Origin of the sequence: Allosalinactinospora lopnorensis (assembly GCF_000981225.1) — a bacterium.
Classification (GTDB): Bacteria; Actinomycetota; Actinomycetes; order Streptosporangiales; family Streptosporangiaceae; genus Allosalinactinospora; species Allosalinactinospora lopnorensis.
On record NZ_LAJC01000023.1, the window covers coordinates 41,608 to 56,298 of the forward strand.

At 68.2% G+C, this 14,691-nt stretch carries 4 protein-coding genes, 1 tRNA gene and 7 pseudogenes; 10 read left to right on the forward strand and 2 right to left on the reverse strand.

Features of this window, described 5'->3' with window-relative positions; all coding sequences use genetic code 11:
* Positions 1-36 precede the first annotated feature (36 nt).
* The 4 genes and pseudogenes from VS93_RS32935 (at position 37) to VS93_RS10740 (ending at position 4,594) form a co-directional block, all read left to right on the forward strand.
* Positions 37-1,474, forward strand: a pseudogene (locus tag VS93_RS32935) (cell division protein FtsK).
* Positions 1,474-3,144 carry a replication initiator gene (locus tag VS93_RS32940; RefSeq protein WP_046469833.1) on the forward strand — a complete coding sequence of 557 codons (1,671 nt, stop codon included), beginning with the start codon at positions 1,474-1,476 and terminating at the stop codon, positions 3,142-3,144. The pseudogene VS93_RS32935 and the gene VS93_RS32940 overlap by 1 nt, the downstream one beginning before the upstream one ends.
* A gap of 20 nt (positions 3,145-3,164) precedes the next feature.
* A pseudogene (locus VS93_RS28000) lies at positions 3,165-3,317 on the forward strand (helix-turn-helix transcriptional regulator); the annotation flags it as partial.
* Between the two features lie 47 nt (positions 3,318-3,364).
* The gene (locus VS93_RS10740; protein WP_052745672.1) at positions 3,365-4,594 is read left to right on the forward strand and encodes a tyrosine-type recombinase/integrase; all 1,230 of its coding nucleotides are present in this window, start codon (positions 3,365-3,367) and stop codon (positions 4,592-4,594) included.
* Positions 4,595-4,682: 88 nt separating this feature from the next.
* Here the strand turns inward: VS93_RS10740 and VS93_RS10745 are convergent.
* A tRNA-Leu gene (locus VS93_RS10745) sits at positions 4,683-4,770 on the reverse strand.
* 150 nt (positions 4,771-4,920) lie between these two features.
* On the opposite strand from VS93_RS10745, the pseudogene VS93_RS10750 reads away from it, so the two are divergent.
* A pseudogene (locus VS93_RS10750) lies at positions 4,921-6,242 on the forward strand (M20/M25/M40 family metallo-hydrolase).
* Between the two features lie 178 nt (positions 6,243-6,420).
* Here the strand turns inward: VS93_RS10750 and VS93_RS31470 are convergent.
* Entirely contained in the window at positions 6,421-6,606 is a 186-nt protein-coding gene (locus tag VS93_RS31470) for a DUF5703 family protein (protein WP_082126795.1), read from the reverse strand.
* Positions 6,607-6,861: 255 nt separating this feature from the next.
* Here VS93_RS31470 and topA point away from each other — a divergent pair.
* The 5 genes and pseudogenes from topA to VS93_RS31480 all read left to right on the forward strand — a co-directional run bounded on the left by topA (position 6,862) and on the right by VS93_RS31480 (position 14,691).
* Positions 6,862-9,695: pseudogene (topA, locus tag VS93_RS10755) on the forward strand (type I DNA topoisomerase).
* Positions 9,696-9,963: 268 nt separating this feature from the next.
* Positions 9,964-12,131: pseudogene (gene tmk / locus VS93_RS10760) on the forward strand (dTMP kinase).
* Between the two features lie 189 nt (positions 12,132-12,320).
* Positions 12,321-13,108 (forward strand): annotated as a pseudogene (locus VS93_RS10765) (nucleotidyltransferase domain-containing protein).
* An 846-nt stretch (positions 13,109-13,954) separates the two neighbouring features.
* Positions 13,955-14,224 (forward strand): annotated as a pseudogene (locus tag VS93_RS33710) (hypothetical protein); the annotation flags it as partial.
* A gap of 137 nt (positions 14,225-14,361) precedes the next feature.
* A complete protein-coding gene (locus VS93_RS31480; protein ID WP_236700472.1) occupies positions 14,362-14,691 on the forward strand; it encodes a 3-oxoacyl-[acyl-carrier-protein] synthase III C-terminal domain-containing protein in 330 nt (109 codons plus the stop codon).

The following is a 14,691-nucleotide window of genomic DNA, read 5'->3' on the forward strand; positions in this document are numbered from 1 at the left end:
ATCCCTCACAGACCTTGGAAGAGGTGTGTTCAGCTTATGTGGCGTGACAGGAACGCCGGGGCCACTCAGGTGCAGCCCACCACTCCGGTTCCGGCCCAAGCCTTCCGCTTCACCACCCCGGTTGTCGAAACACCGGGCATCTTCATCCTCACCCGCTGGGTGTACCGGCTGCTGCGGCTGGCGGTGCTGCTGCCGGTCCGATTCCCCGTCGCGGTGGCGAGTGCGGCCGTCTTCGCGGCGGTGGCTCACTACCTGGGATGGCTCCCGCTCGCCCTCGTCGCCACGCTGACCGGTGCGGGACTGGCGGGCTGGCGGTGGCGCTGGCCGAACACGTTCCGGTCCCTGGTGGTGCTGCGGGCGTTGGCCGCCTGGCGCTGGGTGTTCAACTACCGCCGGCACTGGCAACCCGTGCTGGTGGTGGCCGGGCTGGCCGAGTCCTACCAGGAACGCCAATACCTGCCCCAGATCAAAAAGGTCACCTGCACCGAGTGGGCCGACCGGGTCCGCGTCAAGCTGGTGGCCGGAACCGCCCCGGCCGACTTCGAAAACCGGGTCACCGAGCTGGCGCACGGCTTCGCCGCTCCCTCCTGCCGGGTCACCGTGCTCGGTCCACGAGACGTGGTGTTGGAGTTCCCCCGCCGCGATCTGCTCGCCGACCCCCTCGACGCACTCCCCGTACCTGAGCAGGTGGATCTGACGGCGCTGCCGATGGGGTTGCGCGAAGACGGCCAGACCTGGCACATGCGCCTGCACGGCACCCATGTGCTGACCGTGGGGGTTACCGGGGCCGGGAAGGGCTCGGTGATCTGGTCGGCGATTCGTGCGATGCTCCCGGCTCTGGCTGATGGTACGGCGCAGGTGTGGGCGATCGATCCGAAACGCATGGAGCTGTCCTACGGACGTTCCCTGTTCGCTCGCTACGCCGATACCGCTGAAGCGACTGTGGCTCTGCTCGAAACCGCTGTAGAGGAGATGCAGGAGCGGGCCGCGCGCTACGCCGGGAAGCAGCGCACGCACGTGCCCACGACGGATGACCCGTTCGTGGCGGTGGTGCTTGACGAGGTGGCCTTCCTGACCGCCTACCACCCGGATCGCGAGATCCGCCGCCGCGCGGAGAACGCCATCGCCACGCTGACCTCGCAAGGGCGTTCGGTCGGGTTCTCCGTCTTGGCGGCGTTGCAGGATCCGCGCAAGGAGGTGATGAACCTGCGCAACCTCTTCCCGGACAAGGTGGCCTTGCGCCTGGATGAGGCTTCCCAGGTGGACATGGTGCTCGGCGAGGATGCGCGTGATCGCGGCGCCAACGCCCACCTGATCGCCCCTGAGGTTCCCGGTGTGGCGTTCGTGCGCCTGGAGGGATCCCCGGCCGGTGCGGGTGCGCGCCGCCTACGTCGCCGATGGCGACATCGAGGCGATGGCAGGCGAGTACGGGGCTCCTCGCTTGCGGCCGGTGTCGGGGGAGGGGGTCGCCTGATGCCTACTCCTACGGGGAAGAGCACGCGGGCTGAGCGCATGGCGCAACCCTTGGCGCGTGAGGTCGCCGAACAGGTGGCTGCCGACAAGGGGGTGTGCATTCGCCCGGTCTCGCTGCGGCGCATTGATACCGCTACCGGGGCCTCCGAAATCGTGGATGTGCCGTGCGGCTCGACGCTCGAATCGCGGTGTCCGGCCTGCGCCAAGCGCAAGCGCTCGATCCGGCGCAGCCAATGCGAAGAGGGCTGGCACCTGGCCGAAGAACCGGTCACCGAACCGGACGAGCCCTCCGAGGTGCAACGCTCCTGGGTGGAACAACGCGCCATGGTCACCGCCCAACGCGACCGGCTGGCCGAATCCGGTGCCGCTGAGCCTGACCAGCTCGCGGCGCTGGATGCGGCGATTGCGGATCTGGATGCGGAGATCTCGGCGTCGGGGCTGCGCGGCTCGGTGACTCCCTCCTCGTCCGGCTCGTCCAAGTCGCGTCGGGTGCGCTCGACCAAGCGGCGCCAGGATGCCCCGGATCTGCCCAAGCGGCCCATGGCCCGGCGCACCGTGGGCCGCGCCTTCGAGGACCCGGCCTCGGGCAAGACCTTCCGCCCCTCGCTGTTCGTAACCCTGACCCTGAACAGCTACGGGCGGGTGAAAAGCGACGGCACCCCGGTGGATCCCTCAACGTATGACTACCGCCGCGCGGCGCGGGATGCGCTGCACTTCTCCAAACTGGTGGACCGGTTCGTGCAGAATTTGCGGCGCGTGGCCGGCTTCGATGTCCAGTACTTCGCCAGTGTGGAGCCGCAACGCCGGCTGGCGCCGCACCTGCACATGGCGACGAGGGGCACCATTCCGCGCGCGGAGCTGCGCCAGATCGCGGCGGCGACCTATCACCAGGTGTGGTGGCCCAAGGCGGACGAGGTGGTCTATGAGGGGTCACACCTTCCCCTCTTTGATGAGGCGACCGGGAACTATGTGGACCCGGCAACCGGGGAAGTCCTGCCCACCTGGGATGAGGCCCTGGACGCCCTCGACGCCGACCCGGACGCCGAACCCATGCACGTGGTGCGCTTCGGCTCCCAGGTCGACGCAAAGGGCGTGCTCGCCGGATCTGAGGATGCCGACCGCTGCATCCGGTACCTGGCGAAGTACCTGACCAAGGACATCGCCGAATGCCACGAGATCGAGACTGTGGCACAGGAACGCCACGTGGACCGGCTCACCGAAGCGCTGCGTTTCGAACCCTGCTCGCCCCGGTGCTCCAACTGGCTGCGCTACGGCATCCAACCCCAAGACCCCAAGGCCGGAATGCGGCCCGGATTCTGCCGCTCCAAAGCCCACAAACGCGAACACCTCGGCTACGCGGGCCGCCGCGTGCTGGTCTCGCGCAAGTGGTCCAACAAGACCCTCACCGACCACAAAGCCGACCGGCTGACCTGGGTCCTCGAACAACTCGGCGTCGATCCCAACAGCGACGAGCAGGACCAGGGCGCCGCTGTCCCGTTGCGCGTTCCGTCCGGCAATGAAGTCTGGGAGCTGGCTCGCCCCACGGATCCCGACGTACCGCCGCGTGAGCAACGCCTACTGCGCGCGGTCGGTGAGGCCTTACAACGCCGCGCACAACTCGACTCCGCGCGGCAGGCAGAACTTTCGGCAACCGGGGAGAGGGCCGCGTGAACAGTACGACCGTTCCCAATCTGGCCTCGCGCCTGTGGTCGGTGGCAGAGACCGCCCGCTTCCTCGGCGTCCCGGCGAAGACGCTCTACCAGTGGCGCTACACCCGGACCGGTCCGCCCTCGCACCGCATCGGCCGCCACGTGCGCTATGACCCGGCCGAAGTGCGCGCCTGGTCCGTAAGCAGCCCTGACCCCCACCCCCACGGAAAGGAAACCCCCGCATGGCTCGGGCCTGGATCTACGACCGGCAGAAGGACAAGAGCTACCGCGACGCGGTCACCAAAGCCAAGCAGGCCAAACGCACTCCTCCCGGTCGTTGGCTGGTGCGCTACTACGATCCCGCCGGAAAGCTCAAAAGCGCCGGCACGTTCAAGAAGAAACCCGACGCTGAACAGCGCCAAACCGAGATCGAGAACAGCCTGAACGAAGGCTCCTATCGGGATCCGGCGGCAGCGAAGATCACGTTCGGAGAGATGGCCGAGAAGTGGTTGGCCGCCCGGACCGACATCAGGCGCTCGACCTGGTGGAAGTACCGGAACCTGCTGGACACGCACGTCCTTCCTCGGTGGGCAGACCTGCCGCTCAGTGCTATTCACGCCGAGGACATCGCGGTGTGGGTCGCCGAGCTGCAGAAGTCGCGTGAAGAAGGCGGGAGTGGGCTGGGAGCCTCGCAAACCAGGAACGCGCATGCTGTGCTGTCGATGGTGCTGGGGTGGTGCGTGCCGCGCCGGATCCCGGTCAATCCCGCGAAAGGCGTCCCGCTTCCCAAGTCGAGTGAGGCCGAACACGTTTACCTGACCTATGAGCAGGTGGAAGCGCTGGCGGATGCGGCGGCGGGACTGCGCACGAAGTACAACCAGAGGTCGGCGGCTTCGGCAGTGAACCGCGCCCTTGTCTTGCTGCTGGCCTACACAGGCCTGCGCTGGGGTGAGGCGGCGGCGCTGCGCGTTGGCAAGGTTGATCTGGTCAAGCGCCGGATCCGGGTCACGGTCGCCTTCGCCGAGGTCGAGGGGAAGCTTGTGGAGCAGCCGCCGAAGACGGGAAAGAGCCGGACCGTTCCCGTACCGGCTTCGCTGGTGGCCGAGCTGAATCCGCTGGTCGAGGGGCGCCCGGAGGATGCGTTGGTGTTCACCACGGCGCGCGGAAAGCCGCTGCGTGCGCGCAACTGGCGTCCCCGGGAGTTCAACAATGCCCTCAAGCCCGCTGGACTCAGTGGGCTCGGGCTGACCCCGCATAAGCTGCGGCACACGGCGGCGTCGTTGGCGATCGCGGCCGGGGCGGATGTGAAGGTGGTGCAGGCGATGCTCGGCCACGCAACGGCGACCATGACCCTCGACCGCTACGGGCACCTGTGGCCGGACCGGCTCGACGAGGTCGCCGACGTGATGGACGCGCGCCGCATCGAGGCACTGAGCAAGGTGGGAAGTGAAACACAAAACGGCTGCCCCTGAGCATGTGCACCATATGTGCAACGCTCCGAAACGGCCGCCTATCGCGATCCCGGTAGCAGCTCTCTGACCTGCTGCGTAACCGGCTCCCTGGTGTCCGAGGGGGGACTTGAACCCCCATGCCCTTAACGGGCACTAGCACCTCAAGCTAGCGCGTCTACCTATTCCGCCACCCGGACCTGAGTGTCAGGCGCTGCCGCGCCGGACAAGGTCAACCATAGCAAAGCTCACGAGGTGCGGCGTACACGTTTCTCGGGGGGCAGCATCATGGGATGGTCGGTGGGGGACGAGACGCCCCCCGCGAGGGTCGAGAGGAGCTGGCGTAGGTCATGGCGGATGCGAAGGAGACGTTGGGCCCGGCCGAGGCCGAGGTCGTGGACCTGTGCCGGGAGCTCATCGCCATCGATACCTCGAACTACGGGGACCACTCCGGTCCGGGGGAGCGGGCGGCCGCGGAGTACGTGGCGGGCAAGCTGGACGAGGTCGGGCTGGAGACCGCGGTTTATGAGTCGCATCCGGGCCGGAGCAGCGTGGTCTCCCGTATCGCCGGGGCCGACCCCGGCCGTCCGCCGCTGCTGATCCACGGCCACCTGGACGTCGTTCCCGCCGACGCGGCCGACTGGACGCACCACCCGTTCTCCGGGGAGATCGCCGACGGGTGCGTCTGGGGGCGCGGCGCCATCGACATGAAGGACATGGACGCCATGGTGCTCGCCGTCGTCCGGCAGCGCATGCGCGAGGGGCGCACCCCGCCGCGCGACATCGTCCTGGCGTTCCTGGCCGACGAGGAGGCGGGCGGGTCCTGGGGCGCCCGGTGGCTGGTGGACCGGCACCCCGAGCTGTTCGCCGACTGCGCCGAGGCGATCAGCGAGGTGGGCGGGTTCAGCTTCACCGTCGACGACCAGCGGCGCCTCTACCTGATCGAGACGGCCGAGAAGGGCATCGCCTGGATGAGGCTGCGCGCCCGGGGGACCGCCGGGCACGGTCGATGGTCAACGACGACAACGCTGTCACCGAGCTCGCCGAAGCCGTCGCGCGCCTGGGGCGGCACGAGTTCCCCGTCCGGCTGACGAAGACCGTCCGGATCTTCCTGGAGGAGGTCTGCGAGGCGTTCGGCATCGAGTTCGACGAGAACGACCCCGAGTCGACCGTCGCCCGGCTCGGCCCGGTCGCCAGCATGGTCGGTGCCACTCTCCGCCACACGCTCAACCCGACCGTTCTGGGTGGCGGCTACAAGGCGAACGTCATTCCCGGAGCGGCCGAGGCCCAGGTGGACGGCAGGTTCCTGCCCGGGATGGAGGAGGAGTACTTCGCCGAGATCGACCGGCTCCTCGGGCCGAAGGTCACCCGGGAGTTCATCCACCACCTGCCCGCTGTCGAAACGGACTTCGAGGGCGGGATCGTCGGTGCGATGGCCGATTCGCTGCGCGCCGAGGACCCCGGGGCGCACGCCGTCCCCTACTGCCTTTCCGGTGGAACCGACGCGAAGAGCTTCCAGCGGCTGGGGATACGCAACTACGGGTTCGCCCCGCTCAAGCTGCCTCCGGAGCTCGACTTCGCGGGAATGTTCCACGGGGTCGACGAGCGCGTGCCGGTGGAGGGGCTCCGGTTCGGGGTCCGGGTTCTGGACCGTTTCATCGACCTGGCCTGAGCGGGGACGCGCGCCTTCGCCCCGGTGGCGGAGGGCCCTCCTGGAATAATCGGGGCGACCCGCCGTTTGCTATTGGGGAAGACGGGGCGGTGCGACGGCGCACCGCTCCCCACCCCCGACCCTCGTGACCGGATACGGGGAGTCCAGGTGCGCGCCACCTAGAGTGAGGTGACTGAACTCACATTGTGCGTACCTGCCGGATGATTTTTCGGCGCAGAGTAATACGGCGGCTTCCGTTGGGATATAACCGCACGCGTGCGAGTTCCCATCTCCCGTACTCCGCGTGCTCTGTCAGGGCCTGGCGCGTGGCGCTGCGCGACGTGCCGCGCGGGAAGCGAAGTTCCCGGTATTCGTATTCAAGCATTGCGCTTATTCTGCGTCTGCCGGCCGGGTTCGTGCCATAGCGTGCGAGCACAACGGTTAACGGGATGCCGCTTCCTGGGAACCCTGAGGACAGCGACAAGGCCAGCGCCGTAGGTACGCCCCGCAGCGGTCGGTCCCGGCGCGGGAAAGCGGAGTCCCCGGGGTTCGGTTACCGTCAGTTGTTGGGGGTCCGATGGTTCGCGGTCCGGCCGACCGGGCCGCACAGACAGCGCAAAGCTAGACGTAGGGGAAGAGCGTGCCACCCACGAAGGGCAGCGCCGGTGAGAACGGCTCGAACGACACCGGCACCAAAGACCCGGGCGGCGGCAATCGGCTCGTCATCGTCGAGTCGCCCGCCAAGGTCAAGACGATCGCCGGCTACCTCGGCCGGGGGTACGTCGTGGAGTCCAGCATCGGCCATATCCGGGACCTGCCGACCAAGGCCGCCGAGATCCCGGCCCGCTACAAGGGCGAGGCGTGGGCGCGGCTGGGTGTGAACGTCGAGCGCGACTTCGAGCCGCTCTATGTCGTCAATTCCGATAAGAAGCAGCAGGTCAAGAGGCTCAAAGAGCTTCTGGCCGAGGCCGATGAGCTCATCCTGGCCATGGACGAGGACCGCGAGGGCGAGGCCATCGCCTGGCACCTGCGCGAGGAGCTCAAGCCGAAGATCCCGGTGAAGCGCATGGTCTTCAACGAGATCACCCGGGAGGCGATCGAGCGCGCCACCCAGAACACCCGGGATCTGAACCTGCGCCTCGTCAGCGCCCAGGAGACCCGCCGCATCCTGGACCGGCTCTACGGCTACGAGGTCTCCCCGGTGCTGTGGAAGAAGGTCATGCCGAGGCTGTCGGCGGGCCGTGTGCAGTCCGTCGCGACACGCCTGGTCGTGGAGCGCGAGCGTGAGCGGATCGCGTTCACCTCGGCGGAGTACTGGGGACTCAAGGCCGTTTTCGACTCGGTCGGGCGCAGTTCGGGCGACGACCCCGCCACCTTCATGGCCAACCTGGTCTCGGTCGACGGCGACCGGGTGGCGGTGGGACGCGATTTCACCTCCGACGGTGTGCTGCGTTCCAGCTCGGGTGTGCTGCACCTGGACGAGGAGTCCGCCCGCGCTCTCGCCGACCGGCTCACCGGGAGCGACTTCGCGGTGCGCTCGGTGGAGCGCAAACCGTACAAGCGTTCCCCCTACGCCCCGTTCCGCACCACAACGCTGCAGCAGGAGCCTCGCGCAAGCTCGGCCTGTCCTCGAAGCAGACGATGCAGGTGGCGCAGCGGCTCTACGAGAACGGTTTCATCACCTACATGCGCACCGACAGCATCACCCTGTCGGAGAGCGCCATCGCGGCCGCCCGCGACCAGGCCGCGCGGCTGTACGGCACCGACTACCTGCCGGCGAAGCCGCGCATCTACTCCAGCAAGGTCAAGAACGCCCAGGAGGCGCACGAGGCCATCCGCCCGGCCGGCGACTCGTTCCGGACGCCGGCCGAGACCGGGCTGACCGGTTCGGAGTTCCGGCTTTACGAGCTCATCTGGAAGCGCACGGTCGCCTCCCAGATGAAGGACGCCGTCGGCGAGTCGGTGACGGTGAAGGTCACCGGGACCTCCAACGCCGGCGAGCTGGCCGAGTTCGCCGCCACGGGGAAGATCATCACCTTCCACGGGTTCCTCAAGGCCTACGTCGAGGGCGCCGACGACCCCGAGGCCGAGCTCGACGACCGCGAGCGCCGGCTGCCCCCGCTCGACGAGGGCGATCCGCTCAAGGCCGAGAGCGTCGAGGCCGAGGGGCACAGCACCCGTCCGCCCGCGCGCTACACCGAGGCGACGCTGGTCAAGGAGCTTGAGGACCGCGAGATCGGCCGCCCGTCCACATACGCCTCGATCATGGGGACCATCCTGGACCGCGGCTACGTGTTCAAGAAGGGCTCGGCGCTGGTGCCGTCCTTCCTGGCGTTCGCTGTGGTGCAGCTCCTGGAGCGGCATTTCCAGAACCTGGTCGACTACGACTTCACCGCGCGCATGGAGGACATCCTCGACGGCATCGCGCGCGGCGAGACCGCGAGCCTGCCGTGGCTGCAGCGGTTCTACTTCGGGGCCGACGACGAGACCGGGCTCCGTGACCTTGTGGGCGACCACCTCGCCGAGATCGACCCGAAGGAGGTCAGCTCCTTCCCGCTGCCCGGCACCGACATCGTGATGCGGGTCGGCCGCTACGGCCCCTACATGGAGCGCGACGGGCAGCGGGTCAACGTGCCCGAGGACCTCGCTCCTGACGAGCTCACCAAGGAGAAGGCCGAGGAGCTGTTCGCCCAGCCCAGCGGCGATCGCGAACTCGGGGCGGACCCGGAGACCGGGCGCACCGTCCTCGCCAGGGTCGGGCGGTTCGGCCCCTACGTGACCGAGGTCCTGGAGGAGCCCGAAGGCGGCGAGGGCGAGACGAAGCCCAAGAGCAACAAGTCGAAGTCCAAGGCCAAGCCGAAGCCGCGCACCGCCTCGCTGCTGAAGTCGATGTCGGTCGACACGGTCACCCTTGAGGACGCGCTGAAGCTGCTCTCCCTGCCGCGTGTGGTGGGTGAGATCGACGGTGAGGAGGTCACGGCGCAGAACGGCCGGTTCGGCCCCTACCTGAAGAAGGGGTCCGACAGCCGTTCGCTGGAGAGCGAGGAGCAGATCTTCAGCGTCACCGTCGAGGAGGCCAAGGAGATCTTCGCCAAGCCGAAGCAGAGGGGGCGCCGCGCCGCCGCGGCCGCGCCGCTGCGCGAACTCGGTGTGGACCCCCACAGCGAGAAGCCGATGGTGATCAAGGACGGCCGGTTCGGCCCCTACGTGACCGACGGCGAGATCAACGCCTCCCTGCGCAAGGGGGACGACGTCGACTCGATCACCGATGAGCGCGCGGCCGAGCTGCTGGCCGACCGCCGGGCGAAGGCGCCCGCGAAGAAGTCGGCGGCCAAGAAGAGCACCGCGAAGAACGGTGCGGCGGCCAAGAGCGGTTCCAAGGGCACTGCCAAGACCGGCGCGAAGTCGGGCACCAAGAGCGGGACGGCGACCAAGAGCCGCGCCAAGAAGAACGGCACCGCCGAGAGCGGTTGACGATGCGTGACCGCCCCCTCGTTGCGCGCAACGGGGGTGGCGCGCGAACGTTCCTGGCAGTACAGTGCCGCGGACGTACTCATTGCCACTTTCGCTTGATTCGTGGCTTTTCGTGCGGATGCGCACCCGGCGTATAATGTTGTGTGTGCTATGTCACATTCCGCACTGTGCTTATGGTGCCGCGCGAGAACGCTGAGGTGTCTCGCCGCGTCACCGATACACGATCAGTGCCCCGTCGAGACCGGAAGCGTCGATACTCTTTATCGCTATGAGCAGATCTGCATCCTTAGCAGCGCCGGGCGAGGCGCGCAACGTCCTTGCGATCAAGCCATTCCGGCGGCTGTGGATCTCGCTGTCGCTCTCGAGCCTCGGTGACTGGCTCAGCCTGCTGGCCCTTGTTTCGCTCGCCGCGCTCCTGACGCGGGAGGGCGAGCCGATCACGCAGTACTTCGCGGTCAGCGGCGTCGTCGCCCTCAGGCTTGTGCCCCCCCTGTTGCTGAGCCCCCTCATCGGTGCGCTCGCCGATCGGGTCGACAACCGGCTGATCATGATCGTCGGCGACGTCCTGCGCGCCCTCCTCTACGTGTCGGTTCCCATCGTCGGCCGGCTCGACTGGCTGTTCGCCGCCGCGTTCCTGGCGGCCTGCGTCGTCCCGTTCAGGACCGCGGCCAAGGACGCCACCGTCCCCGACATGGTCCCCAAGAAGCGGCTGGAGGAGGCGCACCGGATCAACCTGCTCACCGGCTACGGCGCCGCGCCGGTCGCCGCGGTGGTGTTCGCCGTCCTGGCTGCCCTCAGCGCCGTGCTCGGCGCGCTGTTCCCGGTGCTGAGCACGGCCCAGGCCGACGCCGCCCTCTACGCCAACGGTGTCGCCTTCCTGGCCGCCGCCGTCGTCACGTGGATGCTCCCGGCCCGCAAGCCGGGCGCGGAGGAGTCGGCGGCGCAGCCGGTGGACAGCGTGGACGCCAATGAGCTGACCGCACCGCTGCCGCAGACCCGCGAGGTCCCCGTCGCCCAGCCGGTGCAGCGGCCGACCAGTCCGAGCACGCCCGACAGCAACGTGCTGCGCACCCTCTGGCAGGGGGCGCGGTTCGCCGGTACGACCCCGCTTGTGCGCGGTCTGCTCCTGGGCATGCTCGGCGCGTTCTTCGCCGGCGGCGCGGTGCTGGGCGTGGGCCGGCTCTTCGTGGAGAGGATGGCGGCCGGCAACGCCGGTTTCGGCGTGCTGGTCGGTGCCTTCTTCGCCGGCATGGCACTGGGGATGTTCATCGGACCGCGCGTCCTGCGCGATCTCAATCGACGCCGGCTGTTCGGCCTGAGCCTCGGGGTCTCCGCTGTCGCGCTGTTCTGCGCGGGGCTCATCCCGAACATGGTGCTGGCCGCCGGGCTGACCACGGTCGTCGGCGTGGGCGCCGGCATCGCGTGGGCGGTGGGCCTGGGCCTGCTCACCCAGGAGCTCGAAGAGGAGGTCAGGGGACGCACCTTCGTGTTCCTGCACGCGGCGGCCGGGGTGCTCCTGCTGCTCTCGGCCGCGCTGATGCCGCTGCTCGCCGGGCTGATCGGCGACCACCCGGTCCAGGTCCGGGACCTCTCCTACGACTTCCTGGGCACCGGAGCGGCACTGATGATCGCCGCGCTGCTGGCCCTCCTGGCGGCCCTCTTCGCCTACCGGCAGGTGAGCGAGCGGAGCGAGGTATCGTTCAGCACCGAACTGATCGCGGTGCTGCGCGGCGTGCCGGCCACCCCCGCCAAGGAGGCCGAACATCTGCCCGGAACCTTCATCGTGCTCGAAGGCGGCGAAGGCGCCGGAAAGTCCACCCAGGCCGGCCAGCTCACGGTCTGGCTGCGGGAAGAGGGCTTCGAGGTCGTCGCGACCCGCGAACCGGGCGCGACCAAGCTCGGCATGCGGCTGCGGGCACTGCTGCTCGACAAGGACGACATGAGCGTCTCCCCGCGGGCCGAGACGCTGCTGTACACGGCGGACCGCGCCGAGCACGTCAACGAGGTGATCCTTCCGGCGCTGCGCCGCGGCGCCATCGTCATCAGCGACCGCTACATCGACTCCACCATCGCCTACCAGGCGCCGGCCGGGAGCTGGACGGTCCGGTGATAGAGCGGATCAACGACTGGGCCACCGAGGAGCTGGTTCCGCACCTCACGGTGCTGATGGATCTGCCGGCGGAGGAAGGGCTCGGGCGGCTCGGGGGCTCCACCGACCGCATGGAGGCGCAGTCGGAGCAGTTCCACACCCGGGTACGCAAGGGCTTCCGCGACCTGGCCGAACGCGAGCCCGACCGCTATCTGGTGGTCGACGCCCGGTTGTCGCAGGAGGAGGTCACCCGGGAGATCCAGCGCCGCCTGCGCCCGCTCCTGCCGGACCCGGTCCCCCAGGACGCCGAGGCCATCACCGGCATGATGCCGATCATCAAGGACTAGGACACGCGGACACCCTCGAAGTCCCTTGGGTGCGGGCCGAAGACCGCTTCGGCCCGCACCTTTCGTTTGCGGGGGCGGGAAAACCCTTCGCCCGGCCGGGGCCGTCCGGGGTAGGTTCGAGCACCTCCCGATCCCTGGGAGGCACCCAGTGCGGAGCCGCCGCACCACGGTCCGGAGGGGAGCATGCCGGTGCAGCACTCCAGTGCCGAGTTCGCCGCGATCGCCGAGCAGGGCACGATCCTGCGCTGCCAGGTGGGCTCGGGAGTCCACGGCATCACCGTCGCCGACCAGGACGACCGGGACGAGATGGGCATCTGCGTGGAGCCGCCGGAGTACGTGGTCGGACTGCGCCGGTTCGAGCAGTACATCTACCGCACACAGCCTGAGGGGGTGCGTTCCGGTCCCGGTGACCTCGACCTGACCGTCTACTCGCTGCGCAAGTGGCTGCGGTTGGCGCTCCAGGGCAATCCGACGGTGCTGCTTCCGCTGTTCGTGCCCGAGGACGAGATCGTTCGCGTCACGGATCTGGGGCGGGAACTGCGCGCGAACGCCGACCGGATCTGTCCCGGCAGGCCGGGGACCGGTTCCTCGGCTACCTGCGGGCGCAGCGGGACAGCATGCTGGGGCTGCGCGGCGGGCGGCACACCAACCGCCCCGAGCTGGTCGAGAAGTACGGCTTCGACGTCAAGTTCGCCTACCACATGGTGCGGCTGGGCGTTCAGGGCGTCGAGATGCTGGAGACCGGCAGGGTGACACTGCCGATCCCCGAGCCCTGGGCATCCTGGCTGCGCGGGCTGCGCCGCGGCGAGCACTCGATGGCCGAGGCGCTGGCCGCGGCCGGGGAGCTGGAGGGCCGGCTGCGGGACCTGGTGGACACCTCGCGGCTGCCCGAGTACCCCGACCGCGCCTGGGGTGACGCCTGGCTGGTCGAGGCCCACCAGCGCGCGTGGCGCGAGCCCGCCTCCGCCGCGGTATAGGGCACGGCCGGAGCAGGGCCTCTCACATCCGCTGACGCGTTCGCATTCCCGGATGATTCAATTCTGAACCTTTTCGGAGTGAGTGGTCATTCTTGCGGCGAATGCGGTCGCCCGCGCCGATGCGTTACCAGTGAACTCCGCGAACGCGGTCTGTGCCTGGTTCCCGAGACCCGCGGCCGGTGCGAAAAGAATTGATCAAGTCGCACGGGAACGGGAGGTCTCCGGCGAGGTTGGGTTGGTCACTTCCAGGCCGGCGGGACGACGCTCGGCTGCACGGTGATATCAACCACGCCCCGCAGGCCGGTTGCGGAGGAACCCATTGTGACCGCCAGGAATAACAGCAGGTCACAGCCTAAAATGTGAATCTTTGAAAATTGAGGAATATTTAGGGATCGATCCTGTCGCCGCCGATGATCTTGCGGTGTGTTCTTCGCCTCTTTTTGTCTTTTGACTTCACCGTTCGTGGCGCGCTAAAAACATTTCGTTCGGGTTTTTCGGAAAGCGCCTGAAGTGACTGTAGGAAGTTGGAAAGACATGACGTATACGCGTTTCGAATCCATCGGCGCGTACCTGCCGTCGACAGAGAAGCCGACGCGGGAACTCGTAGCGCAGATGGAGTATGAGCCACCCTTCGATCTCCAGCGGATCACCGGGATCACGAACCGGCGGGTCGGCGACAGCCGTCCGGACACCTACGAGGACTCCTTCGCCCTCGCCCTGCGGGCGGCCGAGGACTGCCTGTCGAGGTCGCGGTACGACGCCGGCGGGCTCGACGTGATCATTTCCTCCTCGATCACCCGGTCCAAGGAGCGCGACCGCTTCTACTTCGAGCCCTCCTTCGCGCACATGCTGGCTCGCGTGCTCGGCGCGGACTCGGCGATCCACTTCGACGTGTCCAACGCGTGCGCCGGAATGCTCACCGGGGTGACCGTCCTCGACCGGATGGTCAAGGCCGGGATCGTGCGCAACGGCCTGGTGGTCAGTGGCGAGAGGATCACCGTGATCACCGAGACCGCGGTCAAGGAGATCTGCGAACCCTACGACTCCCAGTTCGGCTCCCTGACCGTGGGCGACTCCGCCGCCGCTGTGGTGCTCGACGAGTCCACCAGTGAAGCGGACCGGATCGACTACGCCGAACTGATGACGTGCGCCGAGTACTCTCACCTGTGCATCGGCATGCCGAGCGACAAGAACCAGGGCATCGCCCTCTACACCGACAACCACCAGATGCACAAGAAGGAGCGCCTGGCACTGTGCCCAACTTCCACCGGGAGTTCCTCGCCAAGCGCGGCAGGACCTTCACCGAGGAGGGCTACGACTTCGTCATCCACCACCAGGTCGGCGCGAGCTTCATCGAGAAGATATCCCGAACCGGTGAGCGGATCCTCGACGCGCCCATGCCCGAGCCGCTGGCGGTGGTCGACCGGTACGGCAACACCTCGTCCACGTCGCACTTCGTGGTCATGTACGAGCACCTGAAGAACGGCCGTATCACCAAGGGCTCCAAGCTCCTGCTCGTGCCCGCCGCCTCCGGCGTCGTCACCGGGTGCCTGTCCGCCACGATTTCTTCCCTGGAGGTCTGA